18 protein-coding genes are annotated in these 23,231 nt (G+C 34.9%); 4 read left to right on the top strand and 14 right to left on the bottom strand.

Annotation, left to right across the window (positions count from 1 at the left end):
- Positions 1 to 22: 22 nt before the first annotated feature.
- A complete protein-coding gene (locus IPM56_01350; GenBank protein QQS36629.1) occupies positions 23 to 4,183 on the bottom strand; it encodes a response regulator in 4,161 nt (1,386 codons plus the stop codon).
- Positions 4,184 to 4,395: 212 nt separating this feature from the next.
- Positions 4,396 to 5,004, bottom strand: a complete 609-nt coding sequence (locus tag IPM56_01345; protein QQS38197.1) for a T9SS type A sorting domain-containing protein — start codon at positions 5,002 to 5,004, stop codon at positions 4,396 to 4,398.
- Positions 5,005 to 6,332: 1,328 nt separating this feature from the next.
- Between IPM56_01345 and IPM56_01340 the strand changes: the two genes are divergently transcribed.
- Positions 6,333 to 7,055: a ThuA domain-containing protein gene (locus tag IPM56_01340; GenBank protein ID QQS36628.1), complete on the top strand. Its 723-nt coding sequence runs from the start codon at positions 6,333 to 6,335 to the stop codon at positions 7,053 to 7,055.
- Positions 7,056 to 7,103: 48 nt separating this feature from the next.
- On the opposite strand, the gene IPM56_01335 is transcribed toward IPM56_01340, so the two are convergent.
- The 3 genes from IPM56_01335 to IPM56_01325 all read right to left on the bottom strand — a co-directional run bounded on the left by IPM56_01335 (position 7,104) and on the right by IPM56_01325 (position 10,735).
- On the bottom strand, positions 7,104 to 8,630 hold the full coding sequence (locus IPM56_01335) for a HAMP domain-containing protein (protein ID QQS36627.1): 1,527 nt from the start codon (positions 8,628 to 8,630) through the stop codon (positions 7,104 to 7,106).
- Positions 8,630 to 9,334, bottom strand: coding sequence for a response regulator transcription factor (locus tag IPM56_01330; GenBank protein QQS36626.1), 705 nt, complete (start codon positions 9,332 to 9,334; stop codon positions 8,630 to 8,632). The genes IPM56_01335 and IPM56_01330 overlap by 1 nt, the downstream gene beginning before the upstream one ends.
- Positions 9,335 to 9,526: 192 nt before the next feature.
- The gene (locus tag IPM56_01325) at positions 9,527 to 10,735 is read right to left on the bottom strand and encodes a T9SS type A sorting domain-containing protein (GenBank protein ID QQS36625.1); all 1,209 of its coding nucleotides are present in this window, start codon (positions 10,733 to 10,735) and stop codon (positions 9,527 to 9,529) included.
- A gap of 174 nt (positions 10,736 to 10,909) precedes the next feature.
- Here IPM56_01325 and IPM56_01320 point away from each other — a divergent pair, with 174 nt between their 5' ends.
- The gene (locus IPM56_01320) at positions 10,910 to 11,899 is read left to right on the top strand and encodes an SDR family oxidoreductase (GenBank protein QQS36624.1); all 990 of its coding nucleotides are present in this window, start codon (positions 10,910 to 10,912) and stop codon (positions 11,897 to 11,899) included.
- Positions 11,900 to 11,905: 6 nt separating this feature from the next.
- On the opposite strand, the gene IPM56_01315 is transcribed toward IPM56_01320, so the two are convergent.
- The 9 genes from IPM56_01315 to IPM56_01275 form a co-directional block, all read right to left on the bottom strand.
- Positions 11,906 to 12,811 carry a DUF1684 domain-containing protein gene (locus tag IPM56_01315; protein QQS36623.1) on the bottom strand — a complete coding sequence of 302 codons (906 nt, stop codon included), beginning with the start codon at positions 12,809 to 12,811 and terminating at the stop codon, positions 11,906 to 11,908.
- A 135-nt stretch (positions 12,812 to 12,946) separates the two neighbouring features.
- On the bottom strand, positions 12,947 to 13,294 hold the full coding sequence (locus IPM56_01310; protein QQS36622.1) for a hypothetical protein: 348 nt from the start codon (positions 13,292 to 13,294) through the stop codon (positions 12,947 to 12,949).
- 169 nt (positions 13,295 to 13,463) lie between these two features.
- The gene (locus IPM56_01305) at positions 13,464 to 13,868 is read right to left on the bottom strand and encodes a hypothetical protein (protein QQS36621.1); all 405 of its coding nucleotides are present in this window, start codon (positions 13,866 to 13,868) and stop codon (positions 13,464 to 13,466) included.
- A 189-nt stretch (positions 13,869 to 14,057) separates the two neighbouring features.
- The gene (locus IPM56_01300; GenBank protein ID QQS36620.1) at positions 14,058 to 14,867 is read right to left on the bottom strand and encodes a DUF2971 domain-containing protein; all 810 of its coding nucleotides are present in this window, start codon (positions 14,865 to 14,867) and stop codon (positions 14,058 to 14,060) included.
- Between the two features lie 174 nt (positions 14,868 to 15,041).
- On the bottom strand, positions 15,042 to 15,422 hold the full coding sequence (locus IPM56_01295) for an SMI1/KNR4 family protein (protein QQS36619.1): 381 nt from the start codon (positions 15,420 to 15,422) through the stop codon (positions 15,042 to 15,044).
- A 186-nt stretch (positions 15,423 to 15,608) separates the two neighbouring features.
- On the bottom strand, positions 15,609 to 16,013 hold the full coding sequence (locus IPM56_01290; GenBank protein QQS36618.1) for a hypothetical protein: 405 nt from the start codon (positions 16,011 to 16,013) through the stop codon (positions 15,609 to 15,611).
- 802 nt (positions 16,014 to 16,815) lie between these two features.
- Positions 16,816 to 17,265, bottom strand: a complete 450-nt coding sequence (locus tag IPM56_01285) for a hypothetical protein (protein ID QQS36617.1) — start codon at positions 17,263 to 17,265, stop codon at positions 16,816 to 16,818.
- A 171-nt stretch (positions 17,266 to 17,436) separates the two neighbouring features.
- Positions 17,437 to 17,820, bottom strand: a complete 384-nt coding sequence (locus IPM56_01280) for a hypothetical protein (protein QQS36616.1) — start codon at positions 17,818 to 17,820, stop codon at positions 17,437 to 17,439.
- A 605-nt stretch (positions 17,821 to 18,425) separates the two neighbouring features.
- Positions 18,426 to 21,650, bottom strand: coding sequence for a T9SS type A sorting domain-containing protein (locus IPM56_01275; protein ID QQS36615.1), 3,225 nt, complete (start codon positions 21,648 to 21,650; stop codon positions 18,426 to 18,428).
- Positions 21,651 to 21,782: 132 nt separating this feature from the next.
- Here IPM56_01275 and IPM56_01270 point away from each other — a divergent pair, with 132 nt between their 5' ends.
- Both IPM56_01270 and IPM56_01265 read left to right on the top strand, forming a co-directional pair.
- Positions 21,783 to 22,382 (top strand): sigma-70 family RNA polymerase sigma factor, encoded by a 600-nt coding sequence (locus IPM56_01270; GenBank protein ID QQS36614.1) that lies wholly within the window; start codon positions 21,783 to 21,785, stop codon positions 22,380 to 22,382.
- A 24-nt stretch (positions 22,383 to 22,406) separates the two neighbouring features.
- On the top strand, positions 22,407 to 23,192 hold the full coding sequence (locus tag IPM56_01265; GenBank protein QQS36613.1) for a zf-HC2 domain-containing protein: 786 nt from the start codon (positions 22,407 to 22,409) through the stop codon (positions 23,190 to 23,192).
- The last annotated feature ends 39 nt before the right edge of the window (positions 23,193 to 23,231 follow it).

The raw sequence follows: 23,231 nt of genomic DNA, 5'->3' as shown, positions 1-23,231 counted from the left end.
GGAAAAGAAGCGAAAAATACGGTTATCTGGTGTGCTGTTTCTTGTAGTCTAAAGGCGTGGTATTGTAAACTTCCTGGAAAACCTTAGTGAAATATGCCTGGCTACCAAAGCCAACCCGATATGAAATTTCGGCAATATTTCCGGCATCCCGTTTCAGCAATTCTGCAGCTTTTTGCAGCCTGAAATTCCTTATAAATTCAGAAGCAGACTGGTTTGTAATTGCTTTTACTTTTCTATGAAGCTGTGTTCTGCTCATTCCGATCTCGTCGCAAAGCATCTCGACGGAAAATTCTTCGCTGTCAATATTTTTTTCAATTATCGACACAAGCTTATCAACAAATACTTTTTGCGATGAAGGAACAACAACATCTGCGGGTTTTACAAGCATCTGCGTCTGATATTTTTCTCTCATCTGTCTGCGAATAGTGATAAGATTTCTTACACGGATCTTCAGCTCATCCTCATTAAACGGCTTGATGAGATAATCGTCTGCACCGGTTTCAAGTCCTTCAAGTTTATCTTCTGTCGATGCTTTTGCTGTTAATAGTATAACAGGAATGTGATTGGTTTTCTCATTCGTCTTTAATTTACTGCATAGCTGATAGCCGTTCATTTCGGGCATCATAATATCACTTATAACAAGGTCGGGAATTTTTTCTTCAGCAGACTGCAATCCTTTAACTCCGTTTTCAGCCTCGATGATATGATAATCTCCCCGGATAGTTTCTTTAATCATTTCTCTCAGATCGTCGTTGTCTTCAACTACAAGCACAATTGTTTTTGCTGCTTCTTTTTTATCTGTCTCGGAAATAATATCCGAAGCCGGGATTTTGTTTTCATTATTTATTTCAAAAGATGTAGTCAAATCCTTCTCAGCAGCTTCTTCAATAATTTCATCTTTATGAAAATGGTCTTTACCTTTCATTAGATAAATAGTGAATGATGTCCTGTTGTTTTTGCTTTCCACCTCGATTCTGCCTGTGTGCAGTTCAACAAATTCCTTTACAAGAGAAAGCCCTATACCTGTGCCTTCATAATTTCTTGTGCCGCTGTCATCAACCTGGTAAAACCTGTCAAATATTTTTGAAAGTTTATCAGCGGGAATTTCAATCCCGGTGTTTTCAACTTCTATAATTGCAAAACCGTTTTTCTCAACTACTAAAATCGAAATCACGCCATCCGCGGGAGTAAACTTGATTGCATTCGACAGAAGATTGTAAAAAACTGTTTCTAGTTTTTTCTTATCGAAGAAAACCGGAATTGATTCCTCCTGATTAGATTCTTCAACTGATTTGTTATTAAACCTGATCTGAATATTTTTTTGGTGAGCCAGTGAAGAAAATGATGCTGAAATTCTTTTTGTGAATTTGACAATATCATTTTCCGCTGCTTCAAGTTTTGCATTACCTGATTCAATTTTTGAGAGTTCAAGTAATTGATTGATCAACTGCAGAAGTCTGGAAGAATGTTTTTTAACTAAATGATATTCTTTTTCATTCGAACTTACTGCTGATTTGTTTCTAAGCTTTTCAAGTGACCCCAGAATTATTGTCAATGGTGTTCGGAACTCGTGAGAGATGTTAGCGAAGAAACGAGATTTAATCTGATCAACTTCCTGGAGTTTGTTTGCTTCGAACTGCTGCTGCTTTAATTCGTTCTTCAGTTTTATCCTGTTCAGTTCATATCTTCTTATAAACACCAGACCGGATAATGCGGCAAGTAAATAAATTGTATAAGCCCACCAGGTTTTCCAGAACGGAGGATTAACTATTACTTTTACTGAAGTTCCACTCTCATTCCAAACTCCATCACTGTTGCTTCCTTTAACAACAAAAACATAATCACCCGGACTAAGATTAGTATATGTCACTTCCCGAATGTTCCCGGAGTAAATCCATTCATCGTTAAATCCCTCCAGCTTGTACGCATATTGATTCTTTGACGGACTAGTAAAATCCAGTGAGGCAAACGAAAAAGAAATTATATTCTGATCATAGCTTAAAACAATTTCATGTGCATAAGCCGAGCTGTGTTTAACCGGTGAATCATCAGATGGAACAACAGTTTTATCATACAGTCTGAGATCCGTTAGAACTATCTCAGGTTTTATTTCATTTTCTGAAACAGAACCCGGGGAATAAATATTCAAACCATCAGTACCACCGAAATACAGGTTGTTCGTTTGCAAATCTCTTAAGCAACTCTTAGGATTAAATTCTTTTCCCTGCAGTCCATCGCTAACATCAAAATTTTTAAATGATTTACTTTCCGTATCAAACCTTGAGAGTCCGTTTGTTGTCCCTATCCAGAGAATTCCATTTTCATCTTCTGTTATTGATTGCACAGTGTTGGATGGTAATCCATCTTTTTCCATGAAATGAATAAAGGAATTTGATTTTTCATTGAATAGATTTAGCCCGCCGCTGTAGGTGCCTACCCATAATCTTTTTTTCCTGTCGATATAAGTACACACAACTCTGTTGCTGCTTATGCTTTTTCCATCTTCATGAATATGAATAAAGTGTAGAAATGTTTCAGCATTCTTATCAAACCTGTTAATACCGCCTGTTGTGGTTCCAAGCCACAAATAGTCATTATGATCTTCAACTATTGATACCACTTCTCTTGAACTTAGAAATTTATTGTTTGTCGGATCGTCAAGATTTTCTCTGAATCGTTTAAAGGATTTAGTTTTTTTGTCAAACCTGTTCAGTCCGTTTCTTCCTGTTCCTATCCAGATGATTCCTTCGCTGTCCTGGTAAACAGAATGTATATAATCACCGCTGAGTGAGTTTGGATTATCTTTTTCATTCTTAAATATTTCAACCTGTTTTGTAGAGGGATTAAAAATATTCAGGCCATAACCTGCAGTTCCAATCCAGATCATTTCTTCATCATCTTCAAAAATAGATGTGATACTATTTCCGCTTAAAGAGTGTTTATTTTTTATTGATGCATCCAGCGTAAAGAGCAGATTCTGCTCAACAGGAATTTTATTTTTAAACACTTTTATGCCGGTGTTCTCAGTTCCAATCCATAACCTTTCGTTTTTATCGATAAGCATACTCGTTATGTTTGTTGAGATATTTGATTCAGCATTTGGTTCTGATTGAAAACGCACAAACCTTTCACTTGTAGGACTGTATTTATCAATACCTGTTGTAGTATTGCCAATCCAAACATTATCAAAGTTATCAACCAGCAATGTGAAAAATAAATCACTGCTCAAACTTGTTTTGTCTTCCGGAGAATGTTTTATCGATTCAAATTTCTCTGAAGATGGATTGAAGATATTGAGTCCGCCGCCAAAAGTTCCTATCCATAGTTTACCTTTGCTGTCCTCATCGATTGCTGTAATACTGTTATTGTTTAGTGAAAATTTATCTTCCGGATTGTGCAGATAATTTCTTACTTCAATCGAATTCGTATTGACTGAAACAAGTTTTGATAACCCTGATGTTGTTCCTATCCATATATTACCTTTACTGTCCTCAAACAAGGCAGTGATAGTATTTGATGGAAGTGAAGCCATATTTCCCGATTCACTAAAAAAGTTCCTGAATGAAATAGATTTGAAATCATACTGGTTCAATCCGCTCGTTGTTCCAATCCACAAATTCCCTTTAGTGTCAGACAGCAAAGTTGTAATGACATCACCGCTGATGCTTCTTTTATTGGCTTTTGTATGATTAAACCTTTCAAAGATACCTTTACTCTGATTAAACATGTTCAACCCATTCCTGGTAGCGACCCAGATATTTCCGTTTTTGTCTTCGGCACATCGGTTAACTCTCTGCGCACTTAAAGAATTCGGATCGTCTTTATTCATTTTGTAGTGGATAAATTTTTCTGTCTTTGGATCAAACCGGTTTAATCCTTCTCTTGTTGAAATCCAGAAAATTCCTTTTGAGTCTTCGAAGATATGGTTGACAGCGTAATCACTCAGTGAGTTCAGATCGCCCGGAATATGTTTGTAGTGCTTGAAATCATAACCATCGTACCGGTTTATTCCATCCTGTGTACTTATCCAGATAAATCCTTTTTTATCCTGGAAAATGTGAACAACAAAGTTATCTGATAGTCCATTCGCGGCACTGATATGCTTGAATAACAGATTTTTCGTCTGCGGGAATATCTGCATTGCGGTAAAAACCAAAATTATTGCAATATAGTTTTTATTCACCGGCATATTCTTTTTTGCATGAGATAATGTTTGCTAATTAAAAACAGGGGAAGTTTTTTAATAACTTAATTATAAGTTATTAAATAGTAAATCACTGAATGCATAGTTATTTGGAGTGGAAAATCATTTTCTTTAAGAGGCAGACTGCAAAAATAGAGACCTTCAAAGTTAATGCATTGTAACTGCACTAACCTTGAAGGTCAGAAAGAAAATTATTTGAGTAATATCAGTTTCTTGGTTTCGCTAAAACTACCGGAAATAAGTTTGTAGTAATAAATTCCGCTGGATAATCCTTCAGCATTGAACTGGATTTCATAATGTCCTGCGGGCTGGTTTTCATTCACAAGTGTAACTACCTCATTACCAAGTACATCAAATACTACTAAACGTACCGGCACTCCGGACGCATAATATGCGTCCGCTACAGTGTAACGGATTGTTGTTGTGGGATTAAATGGGTTTGGATAATTCTGTTCAAGTGCAAACTCTAGCGGCAGACCAATTTCCGCTTTAATTGTATTTGAATATTCAAATGTTCCATCATAATCAATTTGTTTCAGACGGTAATAATATTTTCCTGCTGAAATTTGTTGATCAGTAAAACTATAAGATTTTGTTTCGGTTGTTGTTCCATAACCAGGGATAAATCCTACTTTTGTAAAGCTTATGTTGTCAGCGCTTCTTTCGATATCAAAACCTGAATTATTTTTTTCAGTTGATGTTACCCAGTTGAGTACAACTTTATTTCCTGAAACTGTTGATGTGAATGAAGTTAATTCAACAGGAACAACTGTGAAGTTTACAAGAGAAATATACTGCATATTAGCGGAGGTGTGGATCGTCCTGACAAGGCTTCCGTTTGTTCCGTTTATCTCATGAAGTCCTGCACCATTTGTAACAAGATAATTTCCATTAGGAATTTGATAAACACCTCTTACACCGGTAACTGCAGTGAAAAAATTCAATTGCAATCCTGTGGAATCATATATTCCAAGACCGGATGGCGGTGAGAAAACACATAGTACAAGGTTACCATTTGGCAGTTCAATGATCTGCTGAGGGAACTGCACACCTGAAATTACATTGCTTATATAGTTTCCGTTCAAATCATACATATGTGCTGCGTCACTGCTTGAACCTGTAATCAACACGTTGTTATCTCTGAACAAAATACAAAAAGGACTGTTCAATCCACCCGCACCTGTTGCAATAAACTGACCGACATAATTTCCTGAAAGATCAAACTCAGCAACAGAATTCTGGTTTGCACTGCTTCCTACAGTAACAATTAAATTTCCATTTGTTGGTCTATACTCGTGTCCCCGGAGATTATCAAGCAAAGCTGTGTTAACCCCGCCTGCAGGCGCTAAAATACTTGTATATACACCTGATGTATCAAACTTCTGAACAAGGTCTGTTATCTGATCAGACACACTTATAAATCCTGCCGGGTTAAAAAGAGCATGTTTTGGTGAACCAAGGTTTCCCGGATTTGGAGGAATAAAATTAGCATTCACCAGATCACCTGTTACAGGATCAAACGCAAGCACGTTATCGTTTGTCCAGTCCGGGATTAACAAAAGCTCTGTTGCAAGAATTCTTTCATTTTGATTTTCCGATGATACTATCCCCCAATTAATTTCTGCATTGGCAAGATTATATCGTTCGCTTACCTGTGCATAGCTTAGTATTTCACCATCTGAAAAAGGATGCACGGCATTTTTTATTACCGAGTACAGAACAGTTCCATCAACAATTTTAATTACATCGATGAGTACACCATCGTTCATTTTTATACTTACCGGTAATCCAAGATCCATGGCAGCACGCCTTGCTTCGATATATACCGAAGGATTAAGTTCTTTTTCAATTATAAGATCACTAAAAGAATTTTGCTGTGCATATGTCAAAGAAACGGAAAAGAGTGCAGTTAAAAACAGAATTGTAGAAAAAATTTTTCGCATAGAACCTCCTTTGAATGAATACAGTAATCAATAAATTGATATTTGATTAAAAGTATTTATATTTTTCAAAAAGTGCAATCGGGGGCAGCAGTAAATAATTGATGATCCGCAACTTTGGGAAGTTTAAAAATAATAGTTGTGCGGAAAGAATTTAAGTTTCTTTCATTAATAAGGATAGAACAGATATGATAAATGCCAGAACTCTCTTTGTAGCATCATTGTTTTTCGTTGCTGTCAGTTCAACACTATTTTCGCAAACTAAAATATTAGTGGTTACCGGCGGAAAAGAATTTGAACGGGATTCATTTTATAAAATCTTTGAAAGCTTTAGTGATATCGTTTATGATACAGCCACAAAGCCTGCAGTCTTTAACGATTTCAACTCAGATAAGATAAATTATTATGATGCTGTTGTATTTTATGATGCTTACCAGCCGATAAATGAAGACGAAAAAAAATCGTTCTTAAGTCTGACCGAAAAAGGAATCGGATTGGTATTTCTACATCATGCACTTGTATCACACCAGGACTGGGATGAGTATGAAAAAATTCTCGGCGGCAGATATCATCATAAAGCATATTCAGATGAAGGAAAGAAATACGGGCAATCTACTTATAAACACGATCAGGAATTTTTTATAAATATTGTCGACAAAGAGAATCCTGTTACAAAAGATATGACCGGATTTCATATAACTGATGAAGCGTACCTGAATTACAATGTCCATGATTATGTTTCACCTCTGCTTACCAGTGATAATTGTGAAAACGGCAAATACCTTGGATGGACAAACTCTTACAAAAATTCTAAAATAGTCTACCTGCAATTAGGTCACGATCACCAGGCTTATGAAAACACTGATTATAGGATGTTGATAAGAAACGCTATCGACTGGGTTAAGGAATAGGTTGATACAGGATCATTCGTTCATTAATGTTTGCGCAAGAATAGCCCGTTAAGCAGTTTCTGCAGGCATTGGTTTAAATATTGAAGGGAGTATATAGACCGGAATTTCAAATGAAAAAATTGTTTCTTTTCCTTCAATGCTTTTCACATTGATTTCTATTTGATGAACTTCAAGTATTCTTTTTACGATTGCGAGTCCCAGACCCGATCCTTCATTTTCTTTTTGCCCGTATCTTTTTTTCCTCTGGTATCTTTCAAATATAAAAGGAAGTTCCTTTTCATTTATTCCCTGTCCATCATCACCGAGTTCAAAGCGGATAAAATTATTTTTATTTAACAATCTGATTGTGATGTTCCCGTTTTCAGGTGTGAACTTAAGTGAATTATCGAGCAGGTTTTGAATAACTTTTTCCATCATTCTTATGTCAGCGTAAACAAGCGGCAGCGTTGATGGTGATTCAACTTTTATTTTGATGTTTCTTTTCCCCGCAAGCATTTTATTCTTCTGATAAATATCCTGGACAAGCTCAGCGAGTGAAAAAGCTTCCGGCTGTGGTTTTGTTTCTCTCGCTTCAAGTTTTGATAACTCAAATAATTCAGCGACAAGGATTTTAAGACGCTCAGTACTGTTGAAAATTACCCGCAGATATTTCTGTTGTTCTTCTTCTGACAAAGAATCTTTTTTGATCATTATAGTTTCGATGTATCCCTGTATTGAAGCAAGCGGCGTTCTTAGATCATGAGAAACATTGGCGACAAGTTCTCTCCGCAGGTTATCCATCGTTTTTATTTCCTCAAGATTCTTTACAATTGTATCAGCCATTTCATTAAATGAATTTGCGAATTCTCTCAATTCACTTTTTCCTTTAACATTTATTCTTGCTGAAAGATCGCCGTCTTTAAATCGTCTTATCACTGAAATAATATTTCTGAAATTTTTTGTTATTAGTGCAAGAGCAAAAAGACTAAGCAGCGCCGCAGCAATTAATGTAATCGTCATTGAACGAACACCGAGACGCAGTATATAACTCCCAAGCACGAATTGAGTCGCTGTGATGTATTCTTCACTGCCGAGTATTACGTAAATATATCCCCTGTGAATACCGTCTTCATACACTTCTGCGGCTGAGAAAGTTTTTTCACTAGAACCATCCTTGGGATCAACACCCATAAGGAATGATGAGCCTTTTGTTTCAACAAATTTTTTAATCGGTTCGAGGTGAACTTTTTCAGCTAGTACTTTTTTATTTGGTGCGTAATATGCAAGTATATTTCCTTCAGTATTGAGAAGATAAACTTCAATACTCGGATTGATGACCATTATATCGTGAAATACTTTTTCAAGAGATTTTTTCTGCACTTCACCATCGATAAAAAATTCATGCTCATCAGCAATATGCTGGGCGACTTCAACATTCAATCGCTGGTTTGCTTCCTGGAAGTACATTTCAGCGGTGAACACAGCAATATAAAGGTAAGCGACGGAAACAAGTATCAGCACTAATAGTATGATCGCGGCAATACGAATATAAAGGCTTGAGAAAAATCCGATATGTTTTGTTTTGCTTTTTTCCATCAGTTGTTGATAAGCTCTTCGTTGAATCTGTAGCCAACACCCCAAGTTGTCAGAATATATTTCGGTTCAGCGATATCAGGTTCTATTTTACTCCGCAGCCTGTTGATGTGCGAGTTAACCGTATGTTCATAACCATTATACTGATAACCCCACAACAAATTTAAAAGCTGTTCACGTGTATATGTTTTTCCCGGGTGCGCTGCCATAAGGTGAAGGAGATCAAATTCTTTCGGTGTCAACTCAATCCTATCGCCGTACAAAGATACTTTTCTTTTACTCACATCGATTGTAAGGTCACCGCAGAGAATACTTAATGCGTCCCCGTTTTCTTTCTGAACTGCTTCAACTCTTCTTAAGATTGCTTTTACACGCGCGATAAATTCCCGAATACCGAATGGTTTTGTAAGATAATCATCTGCGCCGACTTCAAGTCCAAGCACTTTATCAAACTCTTCCGATTTAGCGGTCAGCATTAACACCGGGGTGTAATTATCTTTTCGTCTTATCTCTTTGCAGATATCCAGACCGTTCATTTTAGGAAGCATAAGATCAAGAACGATAAGATCGAAATTACCCGACACAGCCTGTTTCAATCCCTCTTCACCGTCAAAGACAGATTCAACTTCACAGTTAAGGTCTTTAAGATGTATTTCTAACAGATCAACAATTGATCTGTCATCTTCAACTACAAGTACTTTTTTCACTTTAAATAATTTTTGCTTGAAAAATAAAATTTAATTGTAACGGAATTATCACGATACTCTTAACACTTAATTAAAGATAGTTTGTTAGAATAAGAATATCCATAGCAAAGCCCACGATTATGTGAGCTTTGCTTTATCACTCATCGTATCGCATTAGATAACCAATCAGTGTCAAAACATTAATCAAACACATCATTTAAGCAGAAGCATTTTTTTCGTACTCTTAAAATTGTTAGATGACAGTGTATAAAAATAAATTCCGCTGGAAAGATTTTCTGCATCAAAATTAATTGAATAACTACCTGCAGGAAGTGTTTGGTTAACCAATTCACTTACCTCCTGACCAATGCTGTTAAATATTTTCAATGATACAAATTCATTTGATGGCAAAGAAAATTTTATTGTAGTTGAAGGGTTGAACGGATTCGGAAAGTTCTGTCCAAGTTCAAAATTTTCAGGAATACCTTCACCTGTTTCTTCAACTGAAGTTGCGGATTCATTTAAAACAATCGGACAGTTTACTATCGCCGCACCAGCAGCAAGTATATTTGCCATTTGTGCAGAAGCAAGATCATGCACCATATCAAAATCCGCGTTGTCATAAATATTAACTACCCACAGCGGTGAATATGAATCATCCTCAGGGAGTGTAGCGGGAACATTATGTGTCCTTCCTGTTCCATCACTTTTAAATCCTGAAGGTGGTCCGCCTCCCGGTTCACCTGGATTAATATTGAATGTAACATATATAGGTGATACCGGAACCATTCCTGTCCCGGTAACCATCAAAGCTTTCTCAGAAAAATTAAAATAGTAAACAACCTGCGTTTCATACCAGCCGCGTGTTAATCCGGGGTCTTCCATTTCATTATACCTTAATAGAGCAGTTGAACCAAACGGAACAATCGGGCAATTAACTATAATATCTTTGGTATCTATCGGATAACTGCCTGCAGTAATTTCTGAAACTTTTGTAACCGTGTTCGCAACATAGTTTGACGGAACAGTAACAAAGTTCACTCTCCAGAAATCATTGTAGCCCGCATCGCCTGGAATTACGCCTACAATATTCAATTGTCCCTCAACCGGACTCGTCTCACCCTCTCTGAACAAAACATAGATCGGTGCAGGCTGGGTCGGCTGTACATCAAAATTATAGTAAGAGACTAACTCACCGTTTTTACCAAGACCTTTTGTTATAAACGGACCTTGATCAAAATCTATCGGCGCATTTGGTCCGGGAAGATTATTTGTTGTATCCCTTACGAACAACATACCTGTGCCAACACTGAACCTGTCAATGCTTGCTTTCATTGCAGTATCAGGATCAACCTGTGCTTTTGATTGTGATGATAACACAAACAGAATTACTACTATCAAAACAGATTTAAGTTTTTTCATTAGTGCCTCCTTTGGTTTTTAATCTGAAGTTCGAAGGCAAAGATGCTGTTCAGTTATCACGGAATTGTAACAGCGAGATAAAGTTTTTGTAAGAGTTTAGAACTTCTGAATTTTTGAATTACTTCACGAATAATTCTTAACTTTGACTAAATCGATTTCAAAAGAGACAAAAAGATGAAAGTATTATTTATCGGTGGAACAGGAAAAATAAGTTCAGCATGCTCGCAGCTTGCCGTTGAAAAAGGAATTGAACTTTACCTTCTGAACCGGAGTCAGACAACAGAAAGACCCGCACCAAAAGAAGCAATAATATTAAACGGAAATATTTATGATGCTGATTCTGCAAAAAGCGTGATAGGCAGTTTAGCATTTGATTGTGTCGTTGACTGGATTGCTTACACCCCAAAAGATATTGAGAATGATTTGAATCTATTCAGCGGAAGAACTTCACAATTTATTTTTATCAGTTCAGCGTCAGCATATCAGAAGCCATTGCAGAAACTTCCTATCACTGAAAACACTCCATTGGTTAATCCTTACTGGGAGTACTCAAGAAATAAAATTGCGTGTGAAGAAAGATTGATGCGCGCTTTCAGGGAAGAGAATTTCCCTGTGACAATTGTGCGTCCGTCTCACACTTATGACAAAACGATGATACCGCTCAAAGGCGCATACACAGCTATCGACAGGATGAGAAAAGGAAAGAGAATTATTATTCACGGAGATGGTTCTTCACTTTGGGTATTAACTCATCATAAAGATTTTGCAAAAGGTTTTACTGGATTACTGGGAAATCAAAAAGCTGTCGGAGAAGTTTTTCAGATTACATCTGATGAACTGTTAAATTGGAACCAGATATGTAATATCATGGCTGAAGCAGCGGGAACACAAGCTGATATCATTCACATACCTTCAGATGTGATTGCGGCTTATGACAAACAGTGGGGCGAGGAATTGCTCGGAGATAAATCAACAAGTGTTGTGTTCGATAATTCCAAAATAAAAAAGTTCGTCCCGGAATTTGAAGCTACAATTCTGTTTGCACAGGGAGCCGAAGATATTATGAACTGGTATAATGCCGATCCATCTAGACAAATAATTGATGAAGGATTAAATCATCTTATGGATAAAATAATTTCAAAGTTTGAATCTGTTTATCCCTGAAAATATTTAGTGCTGTTCACCCCACATTTTTTCGCCTGCGGTAATCCGCAACTTTAAAAAATTATCTTTGGGAGGAAGCGGGCACGTCGCAAATTTTGTGAATACACATGGCGGATTATATGCTTTGTTAAACTCAAGTATAACTATTCCGTTTGAATCAGGTTTATCTGCATAAAGAAATCTTCCCGCACCGTAAGTTTCCTCTCCGCTCGTTTGATCGGCAAAAATAAACCATATCCTTGAACCGCCTGCGTCAAGTGCGTCCATCCTGTATGTCTGATTATCGCGTATGAACACAACCGCACCGGGAGAATCTTCTTCTTCAGTTGTTCCGATAACATCGGGAATTAATATTTTCTTTGGCGGATTATATGGTTCAAACTTCGCTTCAATTTTCCAGTCACTGTTTATCGGAAAAGTTTCTATCGTTGTAAAGTTCTTCGCGAGTTCTGAATCCAGATCACGCAAACGAATACCGAAACCTTTCACACGTTTTATAATGTTCCATTTGAGTGAACCGGCTTGCAGAAAAGTTGTCGGATTAGTGAAGTCATCATTCAGTTTCATTTCGGTGATGGCTGAATCGTTGAGGAGGACATTGACTCCCGGTAAAACTTTAATCGTTACGACGGAATCCGCAAGGAATAATGAACCGATATGTTCAGGACCTGACGGAAAAATTATATCATTATCTTTCGCTGAACCGAATTTGTTTTCACCTTCCTTCAGCCAGAATAACCCGGCAAGGTTAAGCCATCCTGTTTCTGATTTTAGTCTTGTTATTCTCTGGTTATGCCAATGCTGAATTTCAGAAACGTATTCGGGACTTCCCTTTTGTTCAAGGTTTTCTTTATCACACGATGTGAAGAAAACAGAAATGAAAGCGATCAGAACAAAAACAAATTTTTTCAAACCATACCTCGATATTTATTGATGACAAAATTAGCGCATCAATTAAATAAGTCAAATGGGAAAATGAGGAGGGAGTGCGGGAAAATAGCGGGTTTGATTGATTGAATGGGTTAATGATTTTTAAAGATGATAATTTTAATAAGAACTGTTTTCTTCAATTTTATTTAGTTTATTATTACTATCAAAAGTGAAAGCAAGAAAACCAAAAATTAATTCCCCATCTTTTTCAAAACACTCAGATGTTGAATCAATCATTTTGATTTTTGAAATGACTTCACTCTTATCCATTCCATAGTTTATTAATGGATAAATTTCAAGGAGCTGATTTACAGTTTCAGTTTTCTCGTAATTAACTTGATCAGAATATTTTAATGTGACACCTTGATCCAATAAATTATAAATCCAAAAAACATTGGTAAGGATTAAAAGAAGAATTAGAATAAATGAAAATATTTTCCATTTATTCGATAAATGTTTATTCATTTCCATAAAATTAAAATATGCTATGACTCGTGATGTTAAACCACAACGCCGGATTTATAATTATTTAAAATATTTTGTGTGTGTCTTCAAATTGCTCTTTAAATAGTGATCGACTCGAACTATTTATTAAACCATTACTTACTTGCTAGCCTTTGATATATTTAAAGGATCAAGTTTTTATTTGAATTAAAATAACAAGTGTGATTAAATATATTTGAACTGAAAAGAAGAACAAAAATACTTTTATCACTTTAACATTTAATAATTTTAATCCAGTGTCAACATTATTCAATTTGAATAATGAATAAAACAAAGGTGAAAAGTTTTCCTTGCTCATATTTACTTTGTTTGTTCTAAGCTGTTCTGCATAATTTCTCTTTAGATAGATTGCAATTTCACTCGCTATATCTAAAATTTCAAATCGTGCAATTAGTAGTGCAATAATTGAAGTAATTGAGATAGCTATTGAACTAAAATCATCTTGATAGTTTATCAAATCGATGAATGCGAGAAGTCCAATAAGAATTAGAACTGGAAGCCAGATCAAAAAATATTTAAAAGGAATATTAATCACTTATTGAAAGCCTAAAATTAAATCAAACAACGCCATCGTCTTTATATTTATTAAAAATATTTCCTGTGCTTATGTTTCTAAAGAACTCTGTTTTACTGAATAGAACCACAGAATTACTTTTCTTTCTACCTATTGCCGCCACTACGTGAACTCTCTACTCGCTTGTCAGTCTTTGACGGATTAAAGATGTTATACGTTTACTTTAATAAAGCCTATACCAAATGAATTTTCTTTCCGATAAGCTTGAGTTATTTGAATATTTTTTTCTTTAGCTAATTCAATTATTTCTTTTCTACAATCTTTTTGAATTCTACAGCCGAGTATTATTTCATCTATAATTCCATTAGGTAAGGACAAAACCTTATTCGCATCAGTAAATAAAATAAACCGAATCTCTTCTTCATATGTCCATACTGCAGATTTTATTAAAAGAGATTTCATTATTAAATCATAATCAGATAATTCAAATGGATTTAATATTGGATAGTCATTCTTATATTCAGTTTTATCCCAAACAATTACACAATCGTCTTTAGGACACTCTTTTTCTATATACTCTTTAAATTTTTTACAGTTAAATCTGACGCAAAGTCCTTTGTGTAAATTAGCATAATGTGACCACATTAAAATGCTATCGAATCTATAACTGGCTGAAAAAATCCCATATTTTGTTGCTATTATTTCTCTTTGATTATCATTTGTGTTTTGTATCCGGTTCTTTCCGCGCACATCATCGTAATTTATTTCATTTCTGGCAATTCGCCTTACTTCATCTTCAGTCAAATTTGGATTGTCTTTTCGAATAAGTTTAACAAATAGATTGAATATTTGTTCATTTGAACCAATATCATATCTTAATGGAATAGTTGAATCAAAAGGGTCATTAAAATTTTTAACTGAAGAAAAAAATATTTCATTTTCTTTTAATATTCTTCTATGATAATCTTTATCCCAGGAAATATATTTATAAATAAATTCTGGTAATTGAATTAATTCCATAAACGTATAACGCTGTTATGTTAAACCACAACGCCGTTTTTATAATTATTGAAAAGATTGTGTGTATTTAATTTTCTCAAGAACTCTGCTTAATTGATTTGAAACCAAGAACAATTTTTCTTTCTACCTATTGCCTGCACTAACCGGACTCTTTACTTAATTGGGACTATAATCTTAATATTTTTCTTCATTCCATACTTCTCTACGATTCTTAAGCCAAACTTGAATTTTATTACTCCAAAAACTCGCCATTGTGTGCGTAATACAATAACTATTCTGAGGATTAACTATATCCCACTGATTTGCCATATTAATTTTATCAAATTTGAATGCCACTTCGTATTGATTATCAAATCTTCCAAAATAAAGTAATCCATTACGTACAAATACTTTGTCCAGGTTATAAACTTCTAATGCCGGCGAATCTACAGACAGACCATTAATCTGAGAATAAAACTCTTTAACCTGTTCAGGAAATTTAACATTCAGTCTTGCTTCATATAGTTCTATATCTTTAATCGATATTGGATCACCAAAATTATAGTTGAAATCCATTTTGCAATTGAGACGTTTAATAAAATTTTTTAAATCCTCGATACTCATCTTCTAAGATTATAACGCCATTTTTATAATTATTTAAAATATTTTGTGTGCGTCTTCAAATTGCTCTTTAAATAGTGATCGACTCGAACTATTTAATAAACCATTACTTACTTGCTAGCCTTTGATATATTTAAAGGATCAAGTTTTTATTTGAATTAAAATAACAAGTGTGATTAAATATATTTGAACTGAAAAGAAGAACAAAAATACTTTTATCGCTTTAACATTTAATAATTTTAATCCAGTGTCAACATTATTCAATTTGAATAATGAATAAAACAAAGGTGAAAAGTTTTCCTTGCTCATATTTACTTTGTTTGCTCTAAGCTGTTCTGCATAATTTCTCTTTAGATAGATTGTAATTTCACTCGCTATATCTAAAATTTCAAATCGTGCAATTAGTAGTGCAATAATTGAAGTAATTGAGATAGCTATTGAACTAAAATCATCTTGATAGTTTATCAAATCGATGAATGCGAGAAGACCAATAAGAATTAGAACCGGAAGCCAGATCAAAAAATATTTGAAAGGAATATTAACCATTTAATATTAGTGTATTTAAATAACTCGATTCAGTAAAGGTCGAATTGAATTATTTTTTTCTTTTTACAGTATTGTTTATCCGCCTTTGGCGGGGCTCTTTACTTATTAAAAAAGTCATCGCATTTTAATAAGGAAAAACATTTTTATAATAATAGAATAACATAAGAATTGTATCTGATAATACTAGAAAAGTTAAAACAACAAATATTTTCGGTTTAGTGTAATGTTTACTAAATAAGACTATCCAGAGAATAAAAAATGAAGTGAAAATTGACTGAGGTATCATTAACCAATATCTAAAAATTGATTTAATAAATTCTATATCAATATCATAGCCACTTGAAATAGAATCAAAGATATCAAAGAATATCCAATTGGTGTTTATTAATAAAATTATTGAGGTAATTAAATAATATTTATCTTCACTCTGTAAAGATCTAGAATTAGGATTACTATACTTGAGATAAAACAAGACTAAAATATTTATAAATACTGTGGTGTAAAAAATGTAAAGTTGATAATAGTAATCCATGAAGTTTACATTTCCAAAGTTTAATACAATGAAGAATATTATAATAAACGCGCTTAAAACTTTGAATAGTATTTGGAGTCTACTTCTCATATGCCTAACGGCGTGTAATGTTAAAACACAACGCCGGTTTATAATTATTTAAAAAATTTTCTATGTGTTTATTTTTTTTAAAGAACTCATTTCAAAAAGATCAACCTGAACTATTTTTTTGCACTATCGTTCAACTGATTACTTACTGTGCTTCGCTTAATGAATAAAAAAGATCTTGACCTAAAATCTAAAGGATAAACCAACTTGATAATTCTTTCCGTTATATGACACATAAGGTAAAATACTCTCATTGTATTCTTTTGTCGCAACTATAGTATGTACAATACTCCCTAAATGAATAGAACCCCCAACTAAGAAAAATGGTAAAGCAACATTTTCACTTGGTGATTCTCCTGAAAGCAAAAAAACTAAAGCCGTAGTGTAAAAAGCAAATGAAACTCCAAAATAAGCAGCGCCTTCTCCATAGTTCTCAGATAAAAACAATCCGGCTCCGGGAACCATAAGTGACAATGAGATAGCCCCTGCCACAGAAACCGGTTTATTATTTTCAGCGAAGTCTGAGCTCTGATCATTATTCATATTCTGAGAACCAGATTGTAAACTATCTGATTGTGAATAGATCAAATTGTTAAAGAGAAAAAAGGAAATGATGAAAATAAGTATCTTCATTATCGCACCCTGTTATTTTCCAGTTAGAATCGTGTTATCCGGAATAGACTTGAGTCCACGATTCCGGGTTTATAATTATTTAAAAGATTTTTTGTGTGTCTATTTTTCTAAAGAACTCTGTTTTACTAGATAGAAATCTAAAATTATTTTTTCTATTTAACCTTTAACTGTTTATTTATTAATAATGCCAGACGGTTTATTAATAAATAATTTTATATGAAGAAATAGGGTAAAAGCAAATAATGATGCACTTGTAAGTACAACAGAAAGATTAATAATACTGTTTGGAAATAGTATTTTTACAAATGGTATAGGAGCAATTCCGAATACAATTGAAGATACCATAATAAAAATGTAGGTAGAAAAATAACCCCAATGCTTTTGTAAAAACATTCCTAAAATGGCAAGTAATGCTGATAAAAAGAAAACAAAAACTAAAACACTATCCGCGAATGAAATGAACCCTAAAAAATTAAATAATTGAATTTTTGTAAGAATTGAAACCAAAATTATTAATGAAACAAAATATTCAAACTTTATGATTGTAGATTTCACAATTATTACGTCTCTAGTGCTTATGCAGCCAATAATTTATACCTGAATGTCTAGACTATATATCATGCTTTATTCTAAAATATATTAACCTCAAAAATTTCTTACTTCTTTCTCCTGGCTTCTGCTAAAATTATTTTCTCCCGATCCGCTTTCCACATACAAGCCTAACCTGTAGAACTGCCTCAAAGCACTGCCCCGGGATTTATGAACTGGTTAAAGGGGCGCATAAATACAATAGCAACTTAAAGCAACGGGAAATTAATTTCAAATGTTAAATACTAAATGTTAAGTGTTTAATTTGGAGGGCTGAGTCCGGAAAGATGAATGGCTGATTGATTGAATGACTGAATGAATAAAAAGATTAAGCAATCACGCTTTACAAAAATGTATTTGAGATCAGGTATCCGGGATCTCGTCACCAGTATCAAGTAACAAGCATTTAGTAACCTGTAACTATCTTCGTTCAATTCTTCCTTAGTGCTTCTCAGTGTTCTTAGTGCCTGAGTGGTTAAAAAAAATTCTCCCCCAACAAAAAAGGCGACCATTTATGATCGCCTTCTTATTCATCTCACGTCTGTCGTTTGACCCTTGACGTTTCACTTTATCTATTTCATTAATACAAATTTCTTTGTCCGTTTGAAGTTGCCAGCAGAAAGGCTGTAAAAATAAACTCCACTTGGTAAGTCACTCGCGTTAAAAACAACTTCATAAGTGCCGGCGGGTTTTTCTTCGTTTACCAATGTTGTTATTTCGCTGCCCAATATATCATAGACTTGTAACATCACGTGCAGAGACGAGGCGTCCCTCGTCTCTACGTTTGGTATTGTGTATTGAATTGTCGTTGCAGGATTAAATGGATTGGGATAGTTCTGTTCCAATGAAAATGCATCCGGCATTCCAAGATTTATTTCGATTTCTTGAGAGTATTCATACCTCCCGTCATTGTCTATCTGTTTGAACCTGTAAACATATCTGCCTGCTGTAATATCAGTATCAACAAATGAATATGTTTTTACCGTGTTTGAATTTCCATTGCCCGCAACGAATCCTATCTTTTGCCAGGTTGGATTGATCTCAGTCAATCTCTCAATCTCAAAGCCAAAATTATTCACCTCCGTCATTGTAACCCAGCTTAGTTTTACAGCGTCATCAATTAATTCTGCACTGAAGGAAGTCAGTTCAACTGGCAGCACTCCTTCCGATGAAATATATTTTGCATAAACATTTGAAAATGTTCCGACAGGATTTCCATTTCCGTGAAATGCAATAATGACTGCAGCATCGTCTAACTGCGATTGTGATTTTACAAAATTCATTCTTGCGGTCAGTGATGAAACCCGCATTCCCTGGTTTCCCCAAAGTAGTTGACCATCCTGAGAAATTAATTGTGCATAGATACCATTTGTATTTGCCCGTGTATCCTGCCAGGTTGAAAGTATATTTTCACCATTAAAAAATATCTGGTGTGTGGTTTCATCATCAGCATAAGCGGTTAAACTATTTGAAACCTGTATGCCGTTTTGTGTCCATAATAAATTTCCATTCACATCTAATTTCTGAGCATAAATTTCATAACCCTGAAAACTTACAGAGTGAAGCCAGCTTAAATAGTAGTTCCCGATTATTTTTGAACCGCCATAGTAGCTTATCAAAACATTTTTTCTAACATTTGCGCTATAAGAGGATGATCCTGCTGCTACAATTTTACTATCGCTGAGGATTAAAACCTTTTGAATATCATTATCAAGTAAATCGACTGGTTCAAAAACTGTTATCGCGGTTCCATTATCACCAAATGAAATGTCAAGACTTCCATCGGTATTATAGCGTGTCAGTGCAAAGTCTTTACTGTTTTGTGATACACTATCAACGTTACCTCCAGCTACAATTTTACCATCTGCTTGTAACTGTATTGAATTTACTATTTCAAGAGTTGGACTTATTACTATGCCGTTTACACCGAATGAATTGTCCGGACTACCATCCTCATGGAATCTCATCAATACGGCATCTTTTTCAGCATAGGGTAAACCTTTTAAACCACCGGTAATAATTTTACCATCATCCTGGATCTTTACTGTGAAAAAGCTTTCCCATTCTGCACCGGTGTGTGTTGTAACCAACCCGTTAGATCCAAAAGTGGAATCAATACTCCCATCAGGATTATATCTTACGATAATGAAATCATATTCAGAACTGGTTAATTTATTGCTTCCTACAGCTACAATTTTTCCATTATCTTGTATGACTACAGACTCCAGAAAATCAGCTTCAGTTTGTATGAATCCATTCATACCAAATGTGTTATCCAGAGTACCATCATTATTGTATCTCGCTAAAATTCCGAAATACCCGCTAGCGACAATAATTTTACCATCACTTTGAAGAGCTATCGAATGAATAGTATTATAATGAGCACTATCAACAATAGTGATTGTAGTTCCCTGAGATCCAAATGTATTATCAAGACTACCATCTGGGTTGTAACGGGCCAGAGCAAAACAATATATTCCATCTTGTTGCCCTTCACCGGCTGCGATAATTTTCCCATCTGGCTGAATGGCTACCGATTTAATCCAATCTGATCCGTTAGTCACAGAATGGTGCACAACACCGCCCGTTCCAAATGTATTGTCAAGTGTACCGTCAGAATTATATCGGGCGAGTGAAAACTCGTTGTCACTATTCAGACCCGGACTTGAAAAACCTACGGTAACTATTTTATCATCGCTTTGCAATGCTGCATCCCAAAGAGTACTAAAACTTTGTATAGTTGTAGATGTAATACCACCAACTCCAAATGTTGAGTCAATAACCCCTGGTGAAAATGGAGAAATTTCATTTTCATCAAAATTATTTTCGATCTTGGCGAACACATTTCCGCCGGATAAATTATTCACTACAATACCATCCGGTCCCCACAGTTTATTACCAAGCGTGTCAAGCAATTGTGCATAAACAGGACCGTAAAATGCAAACGTGATTGCAACTAAACCTCCATTTGAATAAATATCCCCGGGAGTTATTGAACATTCATTCTGCGGACCATCAGGAAATACAAGGACACCGGGATAAGCCCAAAGTAAATTTCCGTCTGCATCAAGCCGTTGGGCGGATACTCCATACAAATGACTTCTGTGTACAATCACTATCCCGCCGCTCAGTTTGTCATTTATTATCTGTGGTAACCTGTCATCTCTTGCACCATCTGTAACTTTTGTTCCGGTGGAATCCCAAAGGATATTTCCATCGGTATTAATTCTTTGTGCTCTTATATGACCATAGCCATAATAGTTAAGCTGCCACGCGATAAACGCGCCGCCGTCATCATCTTTTAAAATGTTATAAGTTACTACAGCACCCGGAATATTTGTGGAATAGTCACTCACCGGCACTCCATCAATTGTCCACAAAATATTTCCCTGTGCATCAATTTTCTGGGCATACAGATCAGTCGAGTTTGTATAATTTGTCCGGTTATCAAACCAGAAAATAATCGCACTCCCGTTATCACTTTCAACAACCTGAGGATAAAGCTGGTCGCCGCCTGCCCTGCATACAGGTATTCCATTGTTTGCAAATACAGTGTAGCCATCTTTATTGATTCTTTGTATATAAATATCATGTCCTGTTGCTGCATAATTTCTCGAATCCTGCCACACAATAAAAGCCCCTCCGTCGCCGTCTGTGGCAATCCTTGAATTGATCTGTGTCGAGGAATCAATACAAATTACATTATCAACTAAAGGACCTGTTTGCCATTGTCCATATGATATTCGTATCAAGATGAGTACTAACAATATAAGTAATCTGAAAAACCAGCTTTTCATAGTTTACTCCTGATGATTAATTTTACGAGGGAATTACTTTATATAGTCTATTTGCAGTTCGGCGTGAAATATTGAAAACTATCTAAACCACTTTGAATTTTAGTTTTAAACCAATTGTTGTTATTATTTGATATGCAGATTAACAATGATGATATCCTTCTTGCGGATAAAATTGCTAAAGGCGATTCTGATGCTGAAAATACTCTCTTTAAAAGATATGAAGAGAGAATACACTTTTTAGTAAGAGTGCGTCTGCGCGGAAGAATAAACTCTGAAATACACCGAGATATTGTTAGTGAAGCTTACAATGCGGTGCTTGTAAGTTTAAGAAAAGGCGGATTTGATCCTTCCAAAGGAAAACCGGTTGAAGCATACATTGCCGGAATTGTAAGTAATGTTGTTGCACTTCATTTCAGGAATCTCAAAAAAGAAAAACAAACCGATGATATAGATTTACATCAGCATATAAGTAATGGTGAGAATCAATTATCTGATATTCTTGAAGAAGAAAAAAAAGAAAAGATACAATTATGTCTTTCCCGGATTAAGGACAAATACAAGGAAGTATTGATACTCCGCATTTATGATGATAAATCAATCGAAGAAATTTCAGATCATCTCGGAATCGAAAAGAGACGGGTAAGCGAAAGAATAAACTATGCCTTTAAACTTTTACTGACTGAACTGAAAAAAGAAAATTATTTTCAATATCCGTCGCAAAAGAGCAAATAACTAAATGAAAGTAGTAACGCTTTTATGAAATGTAATTTAATAGAAAGAGAAAAATTTATAAGCGGTTACCTTAGCGGTGATCTTGATGAAGCGGATTTATTAAAATTTGAAGAACATTATTTTCAATGCGCGGAATGTTTTAATGAATTGAAAGCCGCTGAACAAGCCGTTACAATTATTCGAACGGAAGGTATTCCGGATTCAAAGATAAAAATGAAAAATCAGAATCCGGTTATGGCAATCTTTACGGAAATATTTTCTTCACCAGTAAGAATAGGATTTGCAGCCGCAGTTATAATCATGGCTTTTTTCCTCTACTTTGCTCTGAACAGTTCAGATAATTTAAAACGTGAAAATGAATTAGTGATCTCAAAGGATTCTCTTTTAATAAAGAGTGATACATCGCATTCAATACCTGAAAATGAGGACGAACTCCTTGCTGACCTTTCAGCACCGGAATTTCGTCTCAATCCTTACCTTGAAGAATGGATGAAAGATAATGTCCGTTCGGATGAAAATATAATCAAGGTAGTTACTTCTCCAGCCAATAATGAAAAGATAATTGACAGCGCAGTAACATTCAGGTGGGAAATGAATGAAAAGAATGATATTGATATAACCGTGATGAATAACCTTGAAAGAACAATTTTTTCAGCACCGATTAAACATGACCATTTTCCTTCGTATGAAGTAACTGTTAACTCAAAATATTTTTTATCTCCCGGTTTGTACTACTGGAAATTAGAGGATGAAAACGAGGTTTTATACTTGGGTAAGTTTTATTTTCTTTTGAGCAAAAACAGTAAATAGCACACTGATTTAACAGATAGAACAGATTTAAACTGATCT

This window comes from Ignavibacteriales bacterium (assembly GCA_016700155.1).
Taxonomy (GTDB): Bacteria; Bacteroidota; Ignavibacteria; order Ignavibacteriales; family Ignavibacteriaceae.
The sequence above is the reverse complement of the archived record's forward strand: the minus strand, read 5'-3'. Positions and strand labels throughout refer to the sequence as shown.